This window comes from Photobacterium sp. 2_MG-2023 (assembly GCF_030547675.1).
Lineage (GTDB): Bacteria > Pseudomonadota > Gammaproteobacteria > Enterobacterales > Vibrionaceae > Photobacterium > Photobacterium arenosum.
On record NZ_JAUOQQ010000002.1, the window covers coordinates 111,298 to 135,585 of the forward strand.

At 52.4% G+C, this 24,288-nt stretch carries 12 protein-coding genes; 5 read left to right on the plus strand and 7 right to left on the minus strand.

Annotated elements, in window-relative coordinates; all coding sequences use genetic code 11:
* Window positions 1-131 precede the first annotated feature (131 nt).
* From Q4491_RS03220 to gltB (Q4491_RS03235), 4 genes are all read right to left on the minus strand, one after another.
* Window positions 132-1,541 carry an FAD-dependent oxidoreductase gene (locus Q4491_RS03220; RefSeq protein ID WP_192015522.1) on the minus strand — a complete coding sequence of 470 codons (1,410 nt, stop codon included), beginning with the start codon at window positions 1,539-1,541 and terminating at the stop codon, window positions 132-134.
* A 13-nt stretch (window positions 1,542-1,554) separates the two neighbouring features.
* Complete coding sequence (gltB, locus tag Q4491_RS03225) at window positions 1,555-6,018, minus strand: glutamate synthase large subunit (RefSeq protein WP_303454550.1); 4,464 nt, start codon at window positions 6,016-6,018, stop codon at window positions 1,555-1,557.
* Between the two features lie 383 nt (window positions 6,019-6,401).
* Window positions 6,402-7,874, minus strand: a complete 1,473-nt coding sequence (locus Q4491_RS03230; protein WP_218383428.1) for a glutamate synthase subunit beta — start codon at window positions 7,872-7,874, stop codon at window positions 6,402-6,404.
* Window positions 7,867-12,420: a glutamate synthase large subunit gene (gltB, locus tag Q4491_RS03235; protein ID WP_303454555.1), complete on the minus strand. Its 4,554-nt coding sequence runs from the start codon at window positions 12,418-12,420 to the stop codon at window positions 7,867-7,869. The genes Q4491_RS03230 and gltB (Q4491_RS03235) overlap by 8 nt, the downstream gene beginning before the upstream one ends.
* 683 nt (window positions 12,421-13,103) lie before the next feature.
* Here gltB (Q4491_RS03235) and Q4491_RS03240 point away from each other — a divergent pair.
* From Q4491_RS03240 to ltrA, 3 genes are all read left to right on the plus strand, one after another.
* Window positions 13,104-14,912 carry a diguanylate cyclase gene (locus Q4491_RS03240; RefSeq protein ID WP_192015526.1) on the plus strand — a complete coding sequence of 603 codons (1,809 nt, stop codon included), beginning with the start codon at window positions 13,104-13,106 and terminating at the stop codon, window positions 14,910-14,912.
* Between the two features lie 40 nt (window positions 14,913-14,952).
* Entirely contained in the window at window positions 14,953-17,310 is a 2,358-nt protein-coding gene (arcB, locus tag Q4491_RS03245) for an aerobic respiration two-component sensor histidine kinase ArcB (protein WP_303454561.1), read from the plus strand.
* Between the two features lie 789 nt (window positions 17,311-18,099).
* Window positions 18,100-19,383, plus strand: a complete 1,284-nt coding sequence (gene ltrA, locus Q4491_RS03250) for a group II intron reverse transcriptase/maturase (protein ID WP_303454564.1) — start codon at window positions 18,100-18,102, stop codon at window positions 19,381-19,383.
* Between the two features lie 94 nt (window positions 19,384-19,477).
* Here the strand turns inward: ltrA and arcA are convergent, their stop codons facing one another.
* Window positions 19,478-20,197: a two-component system response regulator ArcA gene (gene arcA / locus Q4491_RS03255; RefSeq protein WP_192015528.1), complete on the minus strand. Its 720-nt coding sequence runs from the start codon at window positions 20,195-20,197 to the stop codon at window positions 19,478-19,480.
* A 420-nt stretch (window positions 20,198-20,617) separates the two neighbouring features.
* Here arcA and Q4491_RS03260 point away from each other — a divergent pair, with 420 nt between their 5' ends.
* The gene (locus tag Q4491_RS03260; protein ID WP_303454567.1) at window positions 20,618-21,094 is read left to right on the plus strand and encodes a DUF3293 domain-containing protein; all 477 of its coding nucleotides are present in this window, start codon (window positions 20,618-20,620) and stop codon (window positions 21,092-21,094) included.
* 11 nt (window positions 21,095-21,105) lie between these two features.
* Entirely contained in the window at window positions 21,106-21,597 is a 492-nt protein-coding gene (locus tag Q4491_RS03265) for a putative 4-hydroxy-4-methyl-2-oxoglutarate aldolase (protein WP_192015530.1), read from the plus strand.
* Between the two features lie 26 nt (window positions 21,598-21,623).
* Here the strand turns inward: Q4491_RS03265 and Q4491_RS03270 are convergent, their stop codons facing one another.
* Together Q4491_RS03270 and aceK are read right to left on the minus strand one after the other, a co-directional pair.
* Window positions 21,624-22,076, minus strand: coding sequence for a hypothetical protein (locus Q4491_RS03270; RefSeq protein WP_237793810.1), 453 nt, complete (start codon window positions 22,074-22,076; stop codon window positions 21,624-21,626).
* A gap of 127 nt (window positions 22,077-22,203) precedes the next feature.
* Window positions 22,204-23,934: a bifunctional isocitrate dehydrogenase kinase/phosphatase gene (aceK, locus tag Q4491_RS03275; RefSeq protein WP_303454574.1), complete on the minus strand. Its 1,731-nt coding sequence runs from the start codon at window positions 23,932-23,934 to the stop codon at window positions 22,204-22,206.
* Between the last annotated feature and the right edge of the window lie 354 nt (window positions 23,935-24,288).

Sequence of the window (24,288 nt, forward strand, 5' to 3'; positions counted from 1 at the left end):
AAACAAAAGGCGACAGAATCAAAGGGGAACTGAAAGAAAAAAGCGAGCGGGGGAGAGCCGCTCGCTTGGCCAGGCCTGCTGGTTTTATTCACCAACAGACCGTTTGGCATAACAGACCTGACTGGCTGGGATCACAAACCGAGGAAGCCCAGAATACCATCGGCGGCGCGACGGCCTTCATCGATGGCGGTGACCACCAGATCCGAGCCGCGCACCGCGTCACCACCGGCAAAGATTTTGCTGTTGGTAGTCTGGAAGGCGTGCTCGCCGCTGGTTTGAATGCGGCCCCACTGATCCAGTGCCACATCAAAGGTGTCCAGCCAGGGCATGGCATGCGGCTGGAAACCAAAGGCCATGATCACGGCATCGGCTTCCAGCACATGCTCGCTGCCCGCGACAGGTTCAGGACGGCGGCGACCCGCTTCATCGGGTTCGCCCAGCGCGGTTTGCACCACTTTTACCCCAGTGACCTGGCCGTTGCCGTTAACGACCACACCCAAAGGCTGAAGGTTGAACATGAAGTTCACCCCTTCCTCACGGGCATTTTTCACCTCACGGCGTGAACCCGGCATGTTGGCTTCATCACGGCGGTAGGCGCAGACTACATCGCTGGCTCTCTGACGGATGGAGGTACGGACGCAGTCCATCGCGGTGTCACCACCGCCCAGCACCACTACGCGTTTACCCGCCATGTCGATATATTCAGGGGCATTGTCTTCCAGATTCATCACCTTGTAAGTGTTGGAAATCAGAAAAGGCAGTGCATCGTAGACACCGGCGGCGTCTTCATTTTCCAGCCCGGCACGCATGTTTTTATAGGTACCGACACCGAGGAAAACCGCGTCATACTCATCGATCAGATCCTGAAGCTGCACATCAGTGCCAACTTCTGTATTGAGGCGGAACTCAACCCCCATCTCGGTAAAGATCCGGCGGCGGTTGATCATCACCTCTTTTTCCAGTTTGAACGACGGGATACCGAAGGTCAGCAGGCCGCCAATTTCCGGATAACGGTCAAATACCACAGGTTTAACGCCGTTACGGACCAGAATGTCGGCGCAGGACAGACCAGCAGGGCCGGCACCGATAATGGCGACTTTCTTGTCTGTCCATTCAACGCCGGACATGTCCGGTTTCCAGCCCATTTCAAAGGCTTTGTCGGTAATGTATTTCTCAACATTACCGATAGTTACCGCGCCGAAATCATCATTGAGCGTACAGGAGCCTTCACACAGACGGTCCTGAGGACACACCCGGCCACAGACTTCCGGCAGGGTGTTGGTCTGGTGAGCGAGATCAGCCGCTTCGAGAATCCGGCCTTCATTGGCCAGGCTCAGCCATTGCGGGATGTAGTTGTGTACCGGACACTTCCACTCACAATAGGGGTTGCCACAGTCCAGACAGCGGTCAGCCTGAGCGCTGGCCTGCTGCTGAGTAAAAGGTTCGTAGATTTCGACGAACTCAATTTTACGGATTTCAATCGGCTTCTTCGGCGGATCGACACGTTCAACATCGATAAATTGGTAAATGTTCTGGCTCATTGGATTCCCTCCCTTATTGTGCCTGAACGCGGAGTTCAGCAGCTGAACGGCTTTGGTGACCCAGCAGAGTGTTCACGTCTGCCGACTTCGGTTTAGCCAGGAAGAATTTCGGGATCCACTGATCAAAGTTGGCCAGAATTTCCTGTGCACGGCTTGAGCCGGTTTCTTCCAGGTGGCGGTCGATCAGACCGCGCAGGTGTTCCTGATGAATCGTTAACTCCTGCAGTGGCAGAGCTTCGATCAATTCAGGGTTCACCCGGCCGGCGAAATCGCCGACTTCATCCAGAATGTAGGCAAAGCCGCCTGTCATACCTGCGCCAAAGTTGACGCCTGTGTGGCCAAGAATCGCCACGATGCCGCCTGTCATATATTCGCAGGCATTGTCACCGGCGCCTTCGACAACGGCAATTGTGCCAGAGTTACGAACCGCAAAGCGCTCACCGGCGCTACCGGCTGCAAACAGCTTACCGCCGGTAGCGCCGTACAGGCAGGTGTTACCTATGATGGTGGATTCATGGGACTTGAATGCTGACCCGACAGGTGGCCGGATCGTAATCACACCACCTGTCATGCCTTTGCCGACATAGTCGTTGGCATCACCGGTCAGATACAGGTTCAGGCCACCGGCATTCCATACGCCGAATGACTGTCCTGCCGTACCCGACAGATGCACATTGATGGGGTTTGCCGCCATGCCCTGATTGCCGTAGCGCAGCGCAATTTCACCCGACAGGCGGGCACCGAAGGAGCGGTCTGTGTTGCGGATATCCAGATAGATATCGGCGCCACTCTGTGCTTCCACGGCGGGCAGTGCTTCGTCGACCAGTTTCTGGTTCAGTACACCGGTATCAAACGGTGTGTTCGGCTCACTGCAGTACAGGGTTTTGCCTTCAGCTGGCGTAGGCGCATGCAGCAGGCCGTTGAGATCCAGCTTGCTTTGCTTGGCGGTAAAGCCGTTGACCATTTCCAGCAGATCGGTGCGTCCGATCAGGTCGGTCAGTTTTTCAACGCCCAGTTTTGCCAGCAGCGTGCGCACTTCTTCACCCAGGCCGACAAAGTAGTTCATGACCTGCTCAGGCAAGCCCTTGAAGAAATCGCGGCGCAGGGTGTCATCCTGAGTCGCTACACCGGTTGCACAGTTGTTGAGGTGACAGATACGCAGGTATTTACAACCCAGAGCCACCATAGGCGCGGTCCCGAAGCCAAAGCTTTCTGCACCCAGAATAGCGGCTTTCACCACGTCCAGTCCGGTTTTCAGACCACCATCCACCTGCAGGCGGATCTTATGACGCAGGCCATTGGCCACCAGTGCCTGCTGCGTTTCCGCCAGGCCCAGCTCCCACGGGCTGCCAGCGTATTTCACCGAGGTCAGCGGGCTGGCACCTGTACCGCCGTCATAGCCTGAAACGGTGATCAGATCGGCATAGGCCTTAGCCACACCGGTAGCGATAGTGCCGACGCCGGGTTCTGATACCAGCTTGACCGAGACCAGAGCTTTCGGGTTGACTTGTTTGAGATCGAAAATCAGCTGCGCCAGATCCTCAATCGAATAAATATCATGGTGCGGTGGTGGTGAAATCAGGGTTACACCCGGTACCGCATAACGCAGTTTGGCGATTTCAGTGGTGACTTTATGGCCGGGCAACTGGCCGCCTTCACCGGGTTTTGCTCCTTGCGCCACTTTTATTTGCAGCACATCAGCATTGACCAGATAGTGAGGAGTAACGCCGAAGCGGCCGGATGCGACCTGTTTGATTCGGGAATTGCGCTCGGTGCCGAAGCGACGAGGATCCTCGCCCCCTTCACCTGAGTTGGAGAAACCACCGAGACGGTTCATGGCAATTGCCAGGGCTTCATGGGCTTCCGGGCTCAGAGCACCGATAGACATTGCGGCTGAGTCGAAGCGTTTGTACAGCTCGGTAGCAGCTTCTACGTTGGCGACGTCAACCGGGTTGGCCGATTCTTTCAGTTTCAGCAAGTCACGCAGCGTTGCTGCCGGACGTTCGTTCACTACTTTGGCAAAGGCGAGATAATCCTGGTATTCACCGGATTTAACGGCTTTTTGCAGCGTAGTGACAACATCCGGGTTGTAAGCGTGGAATTCGCCACCATGGACAAATTTCAGCAAGCCACCGTGATCGATTTGCTTGCGCTTGACAAACGCTTTACGCGACAGATTGAACAAATCTTGCTGGAAATCATCAAAGTTAGCGCCTTCAATACGGCTCGATACACCCTTGAAGCACAATGCCACCACATCCGAATGCAGACCGACAGCTTCAAATAGCTGCGAGCAACGATAAGAGGCGACTGTGGAAATCCCCATCTTCGACATGATCTTATACAAACCTTTGTCGATACCATTACGGAAGTTCAGCATCACGTCGCGGTAGGGCTTATTGATAGCACCGCTGTCAATCTGCTGTGCCAGCGACTCGTAAGCCAGATACGGATAAACAGCCGTGGCGCCAAAACCCAGCAATACAGCGAACTGGTGCGGGTCACGGGCTGTGGCGGTTTCCACTATGATGTTGGCATCACAACGCAGGTTGGCGGTCACCAGACGTGCCTGCACTGCACCCACGGCCATCGCAGCCGGGATCGGCAGCTTGTCGGCACTGATACCACGGTCAGACAGCACGACAAGTACAGTCCCGCCACGGACCAGGCGTTCTACCTGATCACAAAGATCGACCAGGGCCTGCTTCAGATCTTTCTCGTTCGGATCGAAGTTAATGTCGATAATGCTGTTACGGTAATGCTGGTTATCCAGACCCAACAGCTGCACCATGTCAGAGTACAGCAGGATAGGTGATTTGAACGCCACACGGTGTGCATGGCCGTCGGTTTCGTTAAACACGTTCATTTCACGGCCGATACAGGTGGCCAGCGACATCACGTGTTTTTCACGTAACGGATCGATCGGCGGGTTCGTGACCTGTGCGAACATCTGACGGAAATAGTCAGACACCAGACGTTCTTTGGAAGACAGCACGGCCATAGGGGCATCATCACCCATAGAGCCGGTGGCTTCCTGACCGTTTTCACCGATCACCCGCATGACCTGATCAAGCTCTTCACGGTTCACCGCAAAGAGTTTCTGGTAAGTGTTCAGCTCTTCCGGCGACATTTCCCGGCTGCCGACCTGATCATCACCCATCTCTTCAAACGGTACCAGGCGGCGAACATGGGTATCCAGCCACTCTTTATAAGGGTGACGTTCCATCAGATCGTTATCAATGTCGGCGGAATGCCAGATTTTGCCAAGCTTGGTATCAATGACCAGCAGTTCGCCAGGGCCGACCCGGCCTTTTTGCGCCACTTCGTCCGGCGCGTAATCCCAGATACCTACTTCTGAAGCCAGGGTGATCAGTTTGTCTTTGGTGATGACAAAACGCGCAGGGCGCAGGCCGTTACGGTCGAGGTTACAGGCGGCATAGCGACCGTCAGACATAACGATACCGGCCGGGCCGTCCCACGGCTCCATGTGCATGGAGTTAAAGTCGTAGAAGGCGCGCAGTTTCGGATCCATATCCGGGTGGTTTTGCCATGCCGGCGGCACCAGCATGCGCATGGCACGGAACAAGTCCATGCCACCGGCCAGGAACAGCTCCAGCATATTATCAAGGCTGGAGGAGTCAGAACCGGTTTCGTTAACAAAGGGCGCGGCTGTTGCCAGATCAGGCAGCAGCGGGGAGGCAAACTTATACGCCCGCGCCCGAGCCCACTGACGGTTACCGGCTATGGTGTTGATCTCACCATTATGGGCCAGGTAACGGAACGGCTGAGCCAGTGGCCAGCGGGGTTGTGTATTTGTCGAGAAACGCTGGTGGAACAAACAGATAGAGGATTCCAGACGTAAGTCACCTAAGTCTTTATAAAACTTAGGCAGATCGGCGGGCATACACAGGCCTTTGTAGACAGTGACCTGAGTCGACAGGCTACAGATATAGAAATCAGGGTCGTCCTGAATGCGTTGCTCAATACGGCGACGGGCAATATAAAGGCGGCGATCCACATCCCTTGGCTTCCAGCCAGCAGGCGCATTGATAAATACCTGAGCGATAGCCGGCAGGGAGGCTTTTGCGATAGGCCCCAGCACTTGCGGGTTGATCGGTACATCGCGCCAGCCGGCAATAGACAGGGTTTCTTTGCTTAATTCTTCCTGGATGATCGTGCGGGCTTTTTCAGCCAGGACAGGATCCTGACTAAGAAACAGCATACCAACGGCGTACTCACGGGCCAGTGCCCAGCCAAGCTCTTTAGCAACCAGCTGATAAAAGCTGTCCGGCTTTTTCATTAACAGGCCGCAGCCATCACCGGTCTTGCCATCAGCAGCGATGCCGCCTCGGTGTGTCATACGATCCAAGGCCGATATTGCGGTACGGACCAACTTGTGGCTGGCTTCGCCTTCTGTATGGGCGATCAGACCGAAACCACAGTTATCTTTTTCCAGCTTTGGGTCATACAGTGTCATTGCAACTCTCCCTTGCGCCTGCTCCATTGAGCAGGGTTACTGCATAATTATGACAATCTCCCTGATTGTCACTCTCGCGTCCAGCGGACTTTCAAACTAACGGCAAATTACAAAAAGGTCAAATTTTCTTTAATTCTGGTCATAAATTCTGGATTATTCAAAGTCAACTATTTATCTGTATGATTTATAGTGATTTATTATTTTTTTGAAATATTTTGTTTACAATTGAAAGTGTCAGAAATGAGACTTTTTTGCGGTAAAACGAACTGATTTTCATTTGCAGGCAAAGTCAGTGTTAAAAAGGATAAAACACTGATTAGTTTTAAATAAAAAAGCCAGCTCCTGGGAGCTGGCTTTAAATTTTAGTATAAAATCCAGATTGATCAGGATTCTGATAGCATAAGTGAATGGTCTTTCGCTTCTAACTTAGAATCACCCATCAGGTAAGCGTCAATTTCGCGGGCACATTCACGGCCTTCATTGATGCATCGTACGACAAGTGACTGCCCGGTTCGCATATCACCCGCAGCAAACACGCCTGGCTGGTTTGTCGCAAATCCCTGAGTTGCGACATTGCCGCGATCATCGAGTCCAATATTAAGCTGGGCCAGCACACCCTGAGGTTCCGGATGCAGGAAACCCATGGCTAAAAAGGCCAGATCACACGGAATGATACGCTCGGATCCCGGTACTTCTTCAAAGCCTGGGCGTTCACCGGGTTTGGCTTCGTTCCAGCTGATGTCCGCAATGCGCAGTGCCGTGACCTGACCGTCTTCATTGCCGATGAATTCTTTGGTCAGGATATTCCAGTGGCGCTCACAGCCTTCTTCATGAGAGGTGGAGGTGCGCATGATCATCGGATACGCAGGCCAAGGTTGGTTCACCGGGCGCTTTTCTGGCGGCATCGGCATGATTTCGACCTGAGTGATGCTGGCTGCACCGTGGCGGTTAGAAGTACCGACACAGTCAGAGCCAGTATCACCGCCGCCAATCACCACCACGTGCTTGCCGGCAGCATGAATCTCTGCTGTTTTCAGATCCATGCCATTGGCGCGGCGGTTGTTCTGACCCAGGAACTCCATGGCAAAATGGACGCCTTGCAGTTCACGGCCCGGGATCGGCAGGTTACGAGGCACAGTGGAACCGCCGGTCAGCAGTACTACATCGTGCTGTTTACGCAGTTCACGCGCATCAATATCCACACCTATGTGGGCATTGACCACAAATTTGATACCAGCCTGAGCCATCATATCCAGTTTACGGTCAATCACGCTCATGCTGAGTTTGAAATCAGGAATACCAAAGCGCAACAGGCCGCCTATTTTCTCGTCGCGTTCGTACACTGTGACTGTGTGGCCGGCGCTGTTAAGCTGCTCCGCGGCTGCCAGGCCTGACGGGCCGGAGCCGATAATCGCCACGCTTTTGCCTGTGCGGCTGCGCGGGGTTTTTGGCTTTGCGTAGCCTTCACGGTATGCTGTTTCAACGATTGTCTTCTCTATGTTGCAGATGGTGATGGGATCTTGGTTGATCCCCAGTACGCATGAGCTCTCACACGGAGCAGGGCACACACGCCCTGTGAATTCCGGGAAATTATTGGTTGAGCTCAGGATATGCCAGGCTTCTTCCCAGCTGTCCCGGTACACCGCATCGTTAAACTCAGGAATGATGTTGCCGATTGGGCAGCCGTTGTGACAGAAAGGCACGCCGCAATCCATGCAACGTGAGGCCTGTGTGCCAATTTTGCTGCCGAACTCGTCATTCAGAACGAATTCTTTGTTGTCCTGAATACGCACTTCAGGGGCAATTTTTGACGGCAGTTCACGGCCGTGCTCGAGAAATCCGGTTGCCTTACCCATGGCTCACCTCCAGTGCTTCCTTGTTCTGTGCTTCTGCCGCTGCTTTACGTTTTTGCAGCACGGCTTTGTAGTCGCGTGGCATCACTTTGACGATGTGCTTGAGGTTTTCCTCCAGATTGCTGAGGAAGGTTTCAGCCACCGAACTGCCGGTCAGTTGCTGGTGACGGCTCACCATGTCTTTCAGCAGAGCAATGTCTTCGCTGTCCAGTGGATCCAGATCGACCAGTTCAGGGTTGAGTTTGCTTGCAAAGTCGCTGAACTGATCCCAGACATAGGCGACACCGCCGCTCATACCTGCTGCGAAGTTACGACCGGTCTGACCGAGAATAATCGCTACGCCGCCTGTCATGTATTCGCAGCCGTGGTCACCCACACCTTCAACTACCACACGGGCACCTGAGTTACGGACACAGAAACGCTCACCGGCTTTACCTCGGATGAAAGACTCGCCCGATGTGGCGCCGTAGAAGCACACGTTGCCGACTATGATGTTGTCTTCGGCAATCAGATCAGACTTGGCATCCGGGTAGAGCACCAGCTGACCGCCCGACAGGCCTTTGCCCCAATAGTCGTTGGCATCACCTTCAACGTCAAAGCGCACGCCTTTCGCCAGGAAAGCCCCCAGACTCTGGCCGGCTGAACCTTTGAATTTAACCTGCATAGGTTGCGGCAGGCCCTGGTCTTTGTAGACTTTGGAGATCTCGTTCGACAGCATAGTGCCGACGCTGCGATCTATGTTGGTGATCGGGAACTCAGCATTGACTGCTTCACCGCGCTCCAGCGCAGGCTGAGCCGCAGCAATCAGCTGGCGGTCAAGCACGGCATCCAGATGGTGGTTCTGGCTGCACTGGTTGTATACACCGTCGGCCTCACGGGCCGGTTCAATGTGCAGCACAGGGCTGAGATCCAGATTTTTGTATTTCCAGTGGCCTATATTGTCGCGGATTTTCAGGCGCTGTGACTGGCCGACCATCTCATCTATGGTACGGAAACCCAGCTCAGCCATGATTTCACGCAAGCCTTCAGCCATGTACTGGAAGAAGGTGACAACATCTTCGACGCGGCCGTCGAAACGTTCACGCAGGGTCTTGTTTTGTGTTGCGATGCCCACAGGACAGGTGTTTTTATGACACTTACGCATCATGATACAGCCTTCCACCACCAGAGCGGCGGTGGCAACACCCCATTCTTCGGCACCCAGCAGGGTGGCGACAGCCAGATCACGCGGGGTTTTCATCTGACCGTCACTTTGCACCACGATACGGTTACGCAGGCCGTTTTTCAGCAGTGTCTGGTGTGTTTCTGCCAGACCCAGCTCCCACGGCAGGCCTGTATGGCGAATCGAGGAAATCGGAGAGGCGCCTGTACCGCCGTCGAAACCGGCGATCAGTACCACGTCGGCTTTGGCTTTGGCGACACCTGAAGCTATGGTGCCGACACCGGCTTCAGAAACCAGTTTGACGTTGACACGGCTCTTGCGGTTGGCGTTTTTCAGGTCATAAATCAGCTGCGCCAGATCCTCAATAGAGTAAATATCGTGGTGTGGCGGCGGCGAAATCAGGCCGACACCTGGGGTGGAGTGACGAGTCGCACCGATCCAGTCGTCCACTTTGTCACCCGGCAACTGACCCCCTTCACCTGGCTTGGCACCCTGTGCCATTTTAATTTGCAGCTCATCGGCATTGGTCAGGTAATACGATGTCACCCCGAAGCGGCCAGACGCGACCTGCTTGATGGCAGAGCGTTCCCAGTCGCCGTTTTCTTTTTTCTCGAAACGGGCCGGGTCTTCACCGCCTTCGCCTGAGTTCGACTTGGCGCCGATACGGTTCATGGCGACAGCCAGTGTGGAGTGTGCTTCATGCGAGATAGAACCGAAGCTCATTGCACCTGTGGCAAAGCGCTTGAGGATATTTTCGGCCGGTTCTACTTCATCCAGCGGGATGCTGTGGCTGGTATCAACAGCAAACTGGAGCTGACTGCGCAGAGTGGCGGCATGGTCGCCCTGACTGTCTACAGCGTGGCAGTATTGCTTGAACTGACTGTAGTCTTTGCCGCGGGTGGATTGCTGCAGCAGAGAAATTGTGGTCGGGTTAAACAGGTGCTTTTCACCACGCTGTTTCCACTGATAAACACCACCGACATCCAGCATTTGCAATGGGATATCACGCAGCGGGTAACCGAGGCGGTGGCGGATCAGCACTTCTTTGGCAATGTCGTCCAGGGTCAGCCCCTGAATACGCGAGACGGTACCGGTGAAATATTTGTCGACCACGGCTTTGCTGATCCCCAGTGCTTCAAAAATTTGGGCACCGTGGTAGGACTGCAGGGTCGAAATCCCCATTTTGGAGAAAATCTTCAACAGGCCGCCGTTAACGGCTTTGCGGAAATTGTTGAAGTATTTATCGACACTGGTGTCTTTAGCCAGCTTGTTACGTTGCTGCAGCGAAACTATGGTTTCTGTCACTATGTACGGGTTGACCGCATTGGCACCGTAGCCGATCAGGGTGGCGAAATGGTGTGTTTCGCGGGCGTCGGCCGTTTCAACTACCAGATCGCACTTGGCACGCAGCCCTTTGCGGATCAAATGATGGTGTACCGCACCGACAGCCAGCACGGCCGGAATATGGGCATGCTGTGAGTTCACTGCACGGTCACTGAGGATCAGGATGGAGTAGCTGTCATTGACCGCATCTTCGGCGTGCTGGCACAGATGGTTCAGTGCTTGTTCCAGCTTGCCTGCTTCATCACTGGCCTTAAACACGATATCCAGGGTTTTGGCCTGCAGGTGGGGCTTGTCGATGGCGCGCAGCTTTTCCAGCTCGGCATCGCTCAGTACCGGTGAGTTGAGCTCCAGTTTCTGGCAGTGCGACGGACCTTCACTCAACAGGTTCTGATCTTCACCCAGATAGGTGTTGAGTGACATTACCATACGTTCACGGATCGGGTCGATCGGTGGGTTGGTCACCTGAGCAAACAGCTGCTTGAAGTAATGAGACAGATGCTGCGACTGGTGTGACAGAATCGCCAGCGGCCAGTCCGCCCCCATCGAGCCCAGAGGCTCTTTGCCGTCGCCGGCCATTGGCAGGATGATCTCATTGACTTCTTCATTGCTGATGCCAAAAGCCTGCTGTTGATGCAGTAGCTTCTCGGCTTCAGGCTGGCTATGGCTGTAATCGGCGTCAGGCAGATCGCTGAGATGAAGCAGGTTGTTTTTCACCCAGTCTTCATAAGGTTTGGCTGAGGCAATGCTGTCTTTGACTTCATCATCGGAGACGATGCGGCCTTGCTCCAGATCCGCAACAAAGATACGGCCGGGCTGTAAACGGCCACGGAAATGGACATTTTCAGGGGCGATATCCACCACGCCGGATTCGGAGGCCATAACCAGGAAATCATCTTTGGTTACTGTATAGCGAGACGGACGCAGACCATTACGGTCCAGGGTGGCACCCACTTGTACGCCGTCAGTGAAGCAGACAGATGCCGGGCCATCCCAGGGCTCCATCAGGTTGGCGTGATACTGGTAAAACGCACGGCGTTTGGGATCCATGGCCGGATTTTCCTGCCAGGCTTCCGGGATCAGCATCATCAGTGCATGGGGCAGGCTACGGCCAGACAGCACCAGCAATTCCAGGGCCATATCAAAGTTGGCCGAGTCCGACGCTCCTTCCTGGCAGATAGGCAGCAGCATGTTCAGCTCTTCTTCGCTGAACAGATCAGACTGCAACAGAGCCTCGCGGGCTTTCATCCAGTTCAGGTTGCCGCGCACTGTGTTGATTTCACCGTTATGGGCGATGTAACGGAAAGGCTGCGCCAGACGCCATCTCGGGAAGGTGTTGGTGGAAAAACGCGAGTGGACCAGCGCCAGAGCACTGACCATGGCCGGGTTTTGCAGATCGAGAAAATACTGCGGAACCTGCTCTGTCGTGAGCTGGCCTTTGTATACCAATGTTTTGCTGGAGAAGGCGTTAATGTAGAAATCGTCACCAATATTGGTCACGCTTTCCAGACAGACTCGAACCGTGTAGTTACGCAGGACATACAGCTTACGCTCCAGTTCTTCCTGCGGCATATCGCTGCCGCCGGTGACAAAAGCGTGTTCAAATTGCGGCTCAGTGCTGAGGGGATCGGCACCAATCATGCTGTTATCTGTAGGCAGCACTCGGTAGCCAAGTACGCTCAGGCCCAGTCGCTGGGCGTTGCGGGCCAGAATGTCGCGGCACTGTTCACGTTTGTCTTCGTCTTTCGGAAACAGGATGACACCGACGCCATACTGCTCAAAGGCAGGCAGTGTCAGGCCAATTTTCTGACATTCCTGCAATAGAAATTCATGGGGTTTTTGCAGCAGAATACCGGCACCGTCACCACTGCAGGGGTCGCAACCCTGGCCGCCCCTGTGCTCCATACGAGCCAGCATGTCCAGTGCCTGAGTGATAACCTGGTGGGATTTACGGTTCTTGAGATGGGCAACAAAGCCGATACCGCAGGCATCATGCTCCATTTCAGGGACATAAAGCCCCTGACCATTCAACACTTGATCTGTCATAACTACATCCTTCCAGTGTAGAGCAGACGGTTCCTCCGTCTGCGGTTCCCTATTTATTTTTATATATACCTGCATGTCTTGGTCAGGCGGGCATCTTGCCCGTTACTGGCCGCAGGAGGGCTGCCTTATCTGAAGGGAGGCAGCCAGTCTCAGACGTACGGGCTAAGCCAGCACGCTAAAGACATGAAAGCCATCCTGATGGATGGCAATCTGGTTATATAATGCACACAATGAAAATATATTACAGATCTGTTGGCTGAATTACTATCACTAAATCCGACTTTAGTTGTAGTGCGAGCTAAAACCCTGGCCGTTCTAGTTAAAATTATGACTAAAAATTCATGATATCCCGATGTTGATGAATTGTTACTCATTGGTGTAAAGGGAGGAGATTTTTTGATGGGAAAGTTTCAGTTGTATTTGTGGTTATTTTATTTCAGATTGTGTTTTTGGCATGATGGGGTGTGATTTAGATTGCGGACTAGCAGATTACTCTGTCCTGATGAATGTAATTAGTGTCGAATCCTTGACGCTCAGGAGTGTCAAACATCACTTTTTGGCATATTAAAAATCCGCGACATGCAGCAGCTTCTTGCAACTGTGTTAAATTGGCGGTTGAGTATTGCAGAGCCAAGATGGCCTACACGGAACCGCCAGGGAAGACTGCGGGGAGAAGAAACAGCATGCAGAAAGTGAACATGATGGCGTTTGCTATCGTTGCCTGTACCGCTTTACCGGTATGGGGGGAAGCTGAAGAAGGGCTGAATATGTCAGTCATTGGTATGACATTTCTGTTGGTGGCTGTTTTGACTTCACTGGCGGCCTGGATAGTGCATCATTTGGGCAGTCTGGCCTTTCGGCGTCTCCATGCCACTATTTCCCGGCTTCCCATTGCAGCGGCCATTGTCCGCAGTAAAGATGGTGAGCTGTTTTATGCCAATGCCAGCTGCCGAGAGCTCTTGGGGGTCAGTAAAGTGGAGAACCGCTTTTACTATCCGGAAGGTATTGGCGCGCGGATGATGGCGGATGTGCTGCGCCCCTTACAGCCAGGTACCGGGTTCGAAAACGTAGAAGAAACACTGCAACTCGGCAATTCGACCATCAGGGTGCTAATTTCCGGACAGTTGCTCAGCTATCGCTGGCAATCAGCCTGGTTGCTGTTTTTTGTCGCGCCAACCAGTCAGGCTAACCCTTACGTTCAGATAGAACAGCGAGTTTTCCAGCGCGTCCTGAACTCACTGTCAGAGTTGGTATATTTTCAGGATAAGGCCGGTAATATCATAGGCACCAATACCGCCTTCGATCGTTTCTGGCGCGGCCGTCGGGAAGAGGGACTGATACAGGGCGATCCGACCGGCATCGGCGAGACGCCTGTGATTCATACCTGGACCACGGCACCGGATGGTGCCAGCCGGTTGCTGGAAACCAATAAAACCGTGATGACAGACGAAGACGGTCTGATCATTGGCACGCTGAGTATCAGCCATGACGTGACCGACTGGCACGAGATGCAAGAAAGCCTCAAGCAGGAAATAGAGAAGCGGGAAGTCACGGAGCAGATCCTGGCTCAGCGTAACACCCTGCTCAACTCCATCCTCAATGCCAGTCAGGATCCTATCGGTTTGTATAATGAGCACGGCGTCTATGTTGGCTGTAATGAACCTTTTGCCAAAGTGCTGGGGTTCAGTGCCAAAGAGTTGATCGGTAAGACAGCCCGCAATGTGATTGATCCTGAGATGCTGCAGGAGTTCTATCAGACTGACATTAAAGTGCTGAGAGACGGCCTGACCGTGAAGACGGATGCCTATGTCATTCTCGAAACCGGTGAGCCGGTCTGGTATGAAATTGTGAAATCCCCGTATCGCGATCCGACCGACGGCTCAGCCGGCGTGTTGCTGATAGCCAGGGACGTGACAGAGCGTAAGCAGGCTGAGCAGCAGCTGGCCGACGCCATCATGGAATTGCAGGAGCTCAGTTTTGTCGACAGCCTGACAAAAGTGGCCAATCGCCGCAGCTTCGATGAACAACTGCGCAAGCTCTGGCACAGCCATATGCGCGAGCAACAGCCTCTGACATTAATTCTTTGTGATATCGACAGTTTTAAAGCTTACAACGATAATTACGGTCACCAGCAAGGCGATCACGCATTGCAGGAAGTGGCCCAGGTGTTCGATAGCGTGATCCGCCGGGAAACGGATGAAGTCGCCCGTTATGGCGGCGAGGAGTTTGCCTTTCTGCTGCCGAATACGCCTTTGGCGGGTGGGCAAACAGTGGCAGGTAAAATCCACAATAAACTGGCTGAGAAAGCCATCCCTCATGGCTTTTCAGGCATCAGTGACATGCTGACTGTCAGCTTAGGTGTGGCCACCATGACACCTATGCCAAATCAGGATTATGGCGAGTTGATTGCAATGGCAGACAAAGCGCTTTACAAAGCAAAAGCAGACGGGCGGAATACTACCCGCCTGATGGCCGAATCAGATGAGTTTTAATGCTGCCTGAGGGCAGCATTTTGTTGTAGCAGGAATCACAATGAAACAAATAAAAATGTTGGCGCAGTTCTATGTCGACCTGTTGGTGAAGCTTGGCATAGTGCGCTTCAGCCTGCTGTTGGCGTTAGCACTGGTGGCATTGGCTGTGGTGGTACAGGTGGGGGTCACACTGGCACTGCAGGGTGAAGTATTGGACATAGATATTGTCCGCTCTGTTTTTTTTGGTTTGTTGATCACCCCCTGGGCGGTTTATTTTCTGTCTGTGGTGGTGGATCAGCTTGAAGATTCCCGCCAGCGGTTGTCCAAGCTGGTGACCAAACTGGAAGAAATGCGCTCACGGGATCTGACCCTGAACAAGCAGCTGAAAGATAACATTACTGAGCTGAATCAGCAGATCGAAGTGCGGGTTAAGGCTGAAGAAGAGCGCCGGGTTGCGATGCAGGACTTGGAGAATGAGGTGGCACAGCGTGAGAGCGCCCAGCTCGAACTGGCAGAGCAAAGTGCCTTGCTGAAGTCCTTTCTTGATGCGTCGCCGGATCTCATTTATTACCGTAACGAAAAGAATGAATTTTCTGGCTGTAACCGGGCGATGGCCGAATTGACCGGCAGAACGGAACAGGAGCTGGTCGGACTGACTCCCTGGGATGTGTACAGTGAAGAGGTGGCGGTCAAAATAGTGGAAACTGATCAGCAGGTTTTCACCCAAAATATCTCGCTGACCTACGAACAGTGGCTGGAATACCCTGACGGCCGCAAAGCTATATTTGAATTGCGTAAAGTGCCTTTTTACAGCCGTGATGGCCGCCGGCTTGGCCTGATGGGATTTGGCCGCGACATTACCGAGCGCAAGCAATATCAGGAAGCCCAGGAGAAAGCCAGCCGTGATAAAACCGCATTTATCTCGACCATCAGCCATGAATTACGGACACCGCTGAACGGGATCGTGGGACTGAGCCGAATGCTGCTGGAAGGCCCGCTCAATGAGCAGCAGCGCGGCTACATGCGTACTATCTATGTCAGCGCCATTACCCTGGGCAATATCTTCAATGACATTATCGACATGGATAAGTCGGATCGCCGTCGTCTGGAGTTGTTGCCAACGCCGCTGGACTTCGATGCTTTTATCGAAGAAATGGGCAATATTTCCGGTCTGATGGCCGAGCAGAAGGGTCTGCGATTCGATCTGGAACAACTGACTGATTTACCACCCTATATTCAGGTCGACGGCACGCGGCTGCGTCAGGTGCTGTGGAATCTGATCAGCAACGCGACCAAGTTCACCAAGGAAGGCGGGGTTATTCTGTCTGTGAGCAGCGAACTGCTGGACAATCAGCAGGCGGAAATCACCTTTGAGATCGAAGACAGCGGGATCGGCATTCCTGAGTCTGAGCTGGATAAAGTCTTTGCTATGTACTATCAGGTGAAACAGGGTCAGGATAATCTGCATGCCGTCGGCACCGGTATTGGCCTGGCGGTATCGCGCCAGCTGGTGAACATGATGGGCGGGGATATTGAAGTCAGCTCCGAAGTCGGGGAAGGCAGTACGTTCACTGTCACTATCTGTGTCCCTGTGCTTGAGCAGATTGTCGAGGATGAAGAGCTGCCCGAATTGGCACAGCATTCACTGCGCATTTTCATGGTGGAAGACATAGAGCTGAATATCACAGTTGCCAAGGCATTGCTGGAGGGCCTGGGGCATCAGGTCACTGTGGCGATGCGAGGGGATGAGGCACTGGAGGTGTTTACACCGGCTCAGTACGATTTGGTGCTGCTGGATATTCAATTACCGGATATGACAGGTTTTGAAATCGCCAAAGTCCTGCGTGCGCGCTATCGCCAGTTGCCGCCACTGGTGGCGCTGACGGCCAATGTTATTAAAGACAAACACGAATATCTGGATCAGGGCATGGATGATGCCATCAGTAAGCCGCTCAGCGTTAAGGCGATTAACACTGTGATTCAGACTTTGATACAGCAGGGTGCCAGCCAGACGGAGGGCCAGGAGCCTGTGATAGCTGACGAGAACAGTCTGAGCGAGGATACGCTGAGCAAACTGTTGGATTTGGAGATGCTGGACTCCTATGTGGATATTGTCGGTGCTCAGCCTGTGTATGATTCACTGGATATGTTCGAAAAAATGATGCCTGAATATCTGGCGATTCTTGATTCGAATATGACGGCGAAAGACAAGGACGGCATTAAGTTTGAAGCGCACAAGATCAAGGGAGCCGCGGGTTCTATTGGCCTGAAGCGTATTCAGCAGGTGGCCCAGAAAGCACAGTCGCCTGAATTGCCGGCCTGGTGGGAAAACATCGAAGACTGGGTTGATGAAATTAAAACGAGTTATCAGGCCGATTTGAAGGTGCTGAAAACCTGGTTAGCCAATAAAGAGAGCTGAACAGGCGGATAGCAAACCATTAAAAAAGCGTCGCAATAGCGACGCTTTTTTGTGTTTGCCCAGCGAAGCTGGTAAACCCGTCAGGTTGAAAGAACCCTGAATCGCCCCGACTGAGGGGAAGATAATCCGAATCGCAAGGGCATAGCTGGCCAACGGCTGGGTCTGAAGGAAGCGATAGGAAGTTAACGGTACACAACGCAAGTGAACCTGTTACGGCAGTTTAGGTGGGTAAGCGTGCACAATAGCGCGAAGCCCGATACTCAGTCAGACCTGAGCTGTGTTTGAGGGTGGGATCGTTAACAGGGAGCCAGTGCAGTAACTGGGGAAGCCTGGCACCACATCCGGGTAGACACCGGAAACACGGGGACAAGGTGAAAGCCAAGTCTCGTGTTGGTGTGAGGTGGCAGATGAATCCGTAGTAGTGAGTAAGGCTCGGCCTGTGAAGCCCAGTAATGGTGTGGAGGATAAAACTGAGCTGACCATCGGTACTGCGTCCGATGGGGCACGGCATCGCCCAAAGCATGCCGTGTTGCGAAGGGAGGAAGTACATTTTAAGTCTGTGATGAGCAGATGTTTTTTTTTCATGGTACACGAGCCGGTTCGCGACCGGGGTATTCTCGCTCGGTAAACTGGGAGCAGGACACTGAGGGATGAAACCGTACACGGCAGTAATCAGGGCTCACTGTAGTAGATTGCCATTGCGCTAGAAGGCTATACAGTCCGATGAAACAGGCCGACATGAAAAGAAGGCATTCTGTCCCCACACGGCACACAACCCAAAGGGAGAAGATGAGAGTCTATTACAGTCTGTACGGTCATCTGCTGAATAAGGCGCGGCTGTACAGGGGATTTAAAAAGGTGTGGAAAGCAAAAGGCGCGGCAGGAATTGATATGCAGAGCCTGAGCGACTTCGCCTCAAATCTGAGTGATAACCTCGACCAACTTCTCCTGGAGCTGAAAACCAAGCAGTATCGGCCCCAGCCCGTCAGGCGGGTGGAAATCCCGAAAGACGATGGCGGGATCAGGCTGCTGGGCGTCCCGACGGTTCGGGACAGAGTCGTTCAACAAACCCTGAATGACATACTCACGCCTATCTTTGAGGCGCAGTTCCATCCATCAAGTTTTGGATACCGGCCACAGAGAAGTTGTCACGACGCCATCAACAAAGCGACCATGTTCATCCGGCGATATGGATTACAACATGTTGTGGATATGGACCTGTCTAAATGCTTCGATAAACTCGACCACGAGTTCATCCTGACGAGCATCCGAAAACGGGTCACAGATGGCAGTGTACTGGAGCTGCTCAGGCAGTTTCTGAAAAGCGGAGTGATGGTCAACGGGCAATGGCATGCAACAGAGATTGGAAGTCCGCAAGGCGGAGTGATCAGCCCGCTGATCGCGAATATCTATCTGGACGCGTTTGATCAGGAGATGAGAAGACGAGGCCACAGGATAGTCCGATATGCAGACGATATTCTGATTTTCTGTCGCAGCCGGTCGGGTGCAGAAAATGCACTCAGACAGGCGACGAAGATCCTGGAAAAAGATCTGAAGTTAACGGTGAACCCGCACAAGTCCCACATCGCCCACAGCGATGAAGGGGTGAAGTTCCTCGGTGTAGAAATCGGGAGTCGATACACCCGTATTCAGTCGAAGAAACTGCAAGGGTTCAAAGCGAAACTGAAAAGATTGACCCGGCGTAATGGCGGAAAGCCATTAGGGCAGGTGATCAGCGAGCTGAATCCAGTGCTCAGAGGTTTTAGCCAGTATTTTCGGATAGCCAATGCCAGCCGGGAGCTCAAGAAAATAGCCGCTTGGCTGAGGAGGCGGTTGCGCAGCATCCAACTCAAACTCTGGAAGAAGTCGAGCAGGCTTCACCGCTGGTTGAAGCAGAGAGGGTATAAGCCTCCGTTCAGCTACATCCAGATGTCGAGTTGGAGAAGCGCGGCGAGCCCACTCGCGAGCTATGCGATGCCAAACCAGTGGTTCAACGACCTAGGTTTGGTCAATCTTGAGCAGGTGAGGACGGGGTATGTGTTCAGCAGTTACGCTGAATGGAAATGTGCATGAGCCGTATACGAGGCCCGTACGTACGGTTCTGTGAGAGGGATGAGGCGGTAACGCCTCACCCTACTCGATATGGCGGACAAGTTAGTGTCTGGTCTTAGTTTTCTTCGATATCACCGCAGAAACGATACCCTTCACCATGGATAGTGGCGATAATTTCCGGGGTGTCGGACACTGATTCAAAATGCTTACGAATACGGCGGATAGTGACGTCAACTGTGCGGTCATGCGGCTTCAGATCACGGCCGGTCATCTTTTTCAGCAGCTCTGCACGGGTCTGGATTTTGCCTGGATTTTCGCAAAAATGCAGCAGGGCACGGAATTCAGAGCGTGGCAGCTTGAACTGATCACCGCTCGGGCTCATCAGAGAACGGCTGTTCAGTTCCAGAGACCAGCCATTAAACTCATAGCGCTCAACCAGGCGGCGATCTTCTGAGGCCAGCCCCTGGCTCATTGCGCGAGTTAACAGGTTACGGGCACGAATGGTCAGCTCTCTTGGATTGAAAGGTTTAGTGATGTAATCATCCGCACCAATTTCCAGGCCAAGGATCTTATCCACTTCGTTGTCACGTCCGGTCAGGAACATCAACGCCATATCGCCTTGCTCACGCAATTCACGGGCCAGCAGCAGGCCATTTTTACCTGGCAGATTGATATCCATGATCACAAGGTGAACATGATGTTCAGACAGCATCTTGTGCATTTCTGCACCGTCGCTGGCTTCTAAAACCGTATACCCTTCTGCTTCAAAGATGCTTTTCAGGGTGTTACGGGTTACGTGCTCGTCTTCTACAATTAGAATGTGAGGGGTTTGCATTGGCAGTACCTAATTACTCAAAACGGAATCTGGTCTAACAGAGAATATTTCAATTCTATAAAAATAATTCGCTTACAGGCAAAGTAACAGAACAGTTGCAGTTTGCACCCGTCTTTTCAACTACCTGCTGGTACGCCATCCTCATTTTTCAGCGGCCCAACGGACAACTTGCTGAAAAACCCGAACTTGCGGGACTGGCTACAATTTCCCTTGGATGCAGACGATTGTATGCATTTAACAGCGTACTAACAATATGATTTTATTGTATTGCGCTCAGTTTTTTCGATTTTACCGTGCGATACTAGCGTATCGGAAACACTATCTTATTGTTATAGCTCAAACAATTTGTTGTTTCATCAATGAAATAAGGCTGTTAAAGATAACAGTCGTATTGGCTGACCAGGCAGGGAGATCAGACACATGTCGGAAGATTGCCGCCACTCTGATGATGATCCGTTGCAGGACAGGCATGCGGAATGGCATGCCCGGCAGGCAATATGGCTAAGCTATCAGCAGATCATTTTTCGTGCGTCTGAGATACCTGACTACTCGAGCTTCGCTATTTTAACCGCTTTTAACCCTGAAAGTATCGTACTCAGTTGTAAGGAAAATCGTCAGCGGCAGCAGCGTCTGGAAGCTGAATTGTCCGCTTTGGGATATGCTTACCTGAGGCTTGATTGCAGTGCGCCGGACGGGCGCTGGCATGAGCCGAGTCTGGCAGTGTGTACCGGGTTGAGTCAGGCTTGTGAGCTGGCGGCGAAGTGGCGGCAAAATGCAATTTACTGGGTATCACAGCAGCAGCTGTTTCTGGTGCCCGTTATGCTTAAGCATCAGGGTTTTTCTCAGACCGAGCTCGGGAAATGGCCCGCTTATCTTCATATTCAAGGATTAGAGTAAGGAGTTCTACGATGAAAGATCTATTGCCGGATTTGTGTGACCACTACGAGGATGAAGTACGTTGGTTGCCGCTGGCACATCGCGATTTTGGTGGGAAGCCAGTGTTTTATGGCGAAGTGGTGACACTGCGCTGCTTTGAAGATAACAGTCTGGTGAGGGATATTCTCAACGAAGACGGCACCGGCAAGGTGCTGGTGATCGATGGTCATGGATCGTTAAACAAAGCCTTGTTGGGTGATCAGTTGGCTCTGCTGGCGATCAAGAATCAATGGGAAGGCATAGTGATTAACGGCGCAGTGCGTGATGTCGTCGCGCTGAGCGAGATGGCGCTGGGGGTCAAAGCCATTGCGGTATGTCCGTTTAAAACTGAGAAACGCCAGACCGGAGACAGGAATGTCACCCTGACCGTCGCACATACGCTGGTTTACCCCGGGGATATTCTGTACGCGGATCCCAATGGTATCTTGTTGAGTAAAGAGCCGCTGGATTTGTCCGTGCTTTAAGCCTGTGCTCTGTTGGTGTGGGGGGCTTAAAATCGAAAGCCAATACCGAGCTGATACACCTGCTCTAACGCTTCATAATCCATGGTGGCATGCAGGTTTACCTTCTCATTCAGCTCGTATTGACTGCTGAGCTCGACACCAAGACGGGTGTTTTCTTCCACCCGCTCAGACGTTACCGCACTACGCAGGCTGATTTTGGGGCTGAAGTTGTACTTTACGCCTGATAATAAGCCACGTGTTGCCGCCTGTTGCTGGTTGCCGCTTTTAAGGCGGGTACTGACATACACCTGGGTGGACTGGGTCAGGGCATAGGCATAACCGCTGTCTATCTGCCAGAGGTCAAATTGCTCAGCGCTGCGTGACTGAGAATTAAGAAACCATCCTGCCATTGCTGACGCTGAAACAGGCTCAGTTGCCGGCTCCGTGGCCAGCGCTGGCCAGGCCAGACAGAATAAGAGCAATAAGCAGCAGTGTTTCATCCTCAGCCATCCCTGTGAGTGCAGTTTCCTTTTGTATACCAATTAATCCTAGGCCAGAAATATTTCACAAAGTGCGTGTTTCGTCGCACATCACTGATTTACATCTCAGATTGCGGCAAAGATCAAATTACGAGTGTTTTTGTGCTCTTATCAGCCGATGTTTTTCTTTATACGGAAAAACATCTTCAAACCGCCCTTGCTCAATGTTTGACTGTAAGTGCTGCCAGTAGCCGGGGTCAAACAAATCGCTGTGCAGTTCATCGAACAGTTTTCGCACTTTGGGGTTGATCAGCAGGAAAGTACGAAATTCTTCCGGGAAAACATCATTGGTGCCCACGCTGTACCAGGGTTCAGCTGACAATTCATCTTCCGGGAACCGGGGCGGCGGAATATGGCGGAAGTTAATTTCGGTCATGTAGCTGATTTCATCATAGTCATAGAAGACCACGCGTTTATGGCGTGTCACACCGAAGTTTTTGAACAGCATGTCACCCGGGAAGATGTTGGCGGCCGCCAGTTGTTTGATGGCTTTGCCGTATTCATCCACGGCGTGGCGCAGATCGTCATCATTGGCTTGTTCAATATACAGGTTGAAAGGGATCATCCTGCGCTCGATATAGAGGTGCTTTATCATGATTTCCTTGTCAGTCACGATAAGGCTCGACGGTGCTTCACGCTGTAATTCTTCCAGTAACTCAGTACTGAATCGGCAGCGGTCAAAACTGAAGTTGCGGTATTCCTGGGTATCAGCCATCCGGCCGACCCTGTCATGCTCTTTAACCAGCTGATATTTCTCTTTGACTGTGGCTCGGTTCATTTCTTTCTGAGGGGCAAATTTGTCTTTGATCACTTTGAAGACGAACCCGTAGGAAGGAAGGGTAAAGACACTCATGACCATGCCCTTGATACCCGGCGCCAGATCGAACTTGTCGTCAGAGTGTTCAAGGTGATGGAGAAATTCCCGGTACAGCTCTGTTTTACCGTGCTTCTGGCAACCTATGGCGGTGTAAAGTTCGGCATGGGTTTTGTTTGGTAACAGCTCGCTGAGGAAACGGACCAGTGCAGCAGGTGCCGGAGCGTACACCATGAAATAAGAACGCGCGAAGCCAAAAACGATACTGACATCATCAACATGGCACAGACAGGCATCCACATACAGCTGGCGATTATCTGTGGTCAGCACAGGTAACACCAGGGGGATCTGGGTATTGTTTTCCAGCAACAACCGGCCAATCAGGTAAGCGGCTTTATTACGGTAAAACGGTTCTTTGATCAGCTCAAGTCGCGCTTTTTGCATCGCTGCACTGCCAAACTCATTGTTGAGCCTGTTCACTATCAGGGCAATATCCCGGTTTTTGTCTTCCCAGTTCAGTGTGAAAGGGGTTTCATCCATCATGCGTTCAAACAGATAGTGCGACCCGTTCTCAGACTGGTACAAACGGGTTAAAGCTGTTGGATAAGGCGCGATGCGCCCGGTCTGCGAGCTGTGCACAAACAGTTTGTCGCGGTTGATATCGCGATGCTCGAAAATTCGGCAATAGACGGAATTAAAGAAGCTTTCGGCAATGTCATAGCGAGGGTAATCCAGCAGCAGATCTTCATAGGAGGATTTGACGGCGGTCAGAAACTCGCGGTTAGCGTATTGCCTGCCGAGCATAATCTGGATCTGGCGGCTGACCAGTTCCACATGATGGTCGTAAAAGCTGATCCTCTGTTTCAGGGCCTGATGGACTGACATCCAGTCCTGATTTTCAAATCTGTCCTGCGCACCGGCGGTGACATCCAGAAACCGGCCGTACATGGCATCAAAGCCTTGGAGTATGGTATGTGCAACAAGCTGTTCCATCGCTGCTGTCATGCCGGATCCCTCCGAAATATTATTGTAATCATTGTCATCCTCCAGGCTGTCTTCCTGCATGGCCTGTGAGTGATCTCTCTGGTTCTGAGGGTGCGTTGACTTTCTTGAACCAGAACATTATTGGGCTTTAACGGGTTAATTGCTTCAGGTCTTGCTTGAGAAGGCAAATAATCCTTACGAGTTACTATGCTATGTCAATGAGTTAACTGCAATTGCAGAAATGCGATTTCCTCTAATTTTATGCGACTAATCTATTCTTGGCGGGAATAATGAATTGGCAGAGACAAAAACTGTATTCTGGGAAAGTAAGAAATAAATCACTAGTCAGTGTTGACTCATACCTGAGGATCAGGT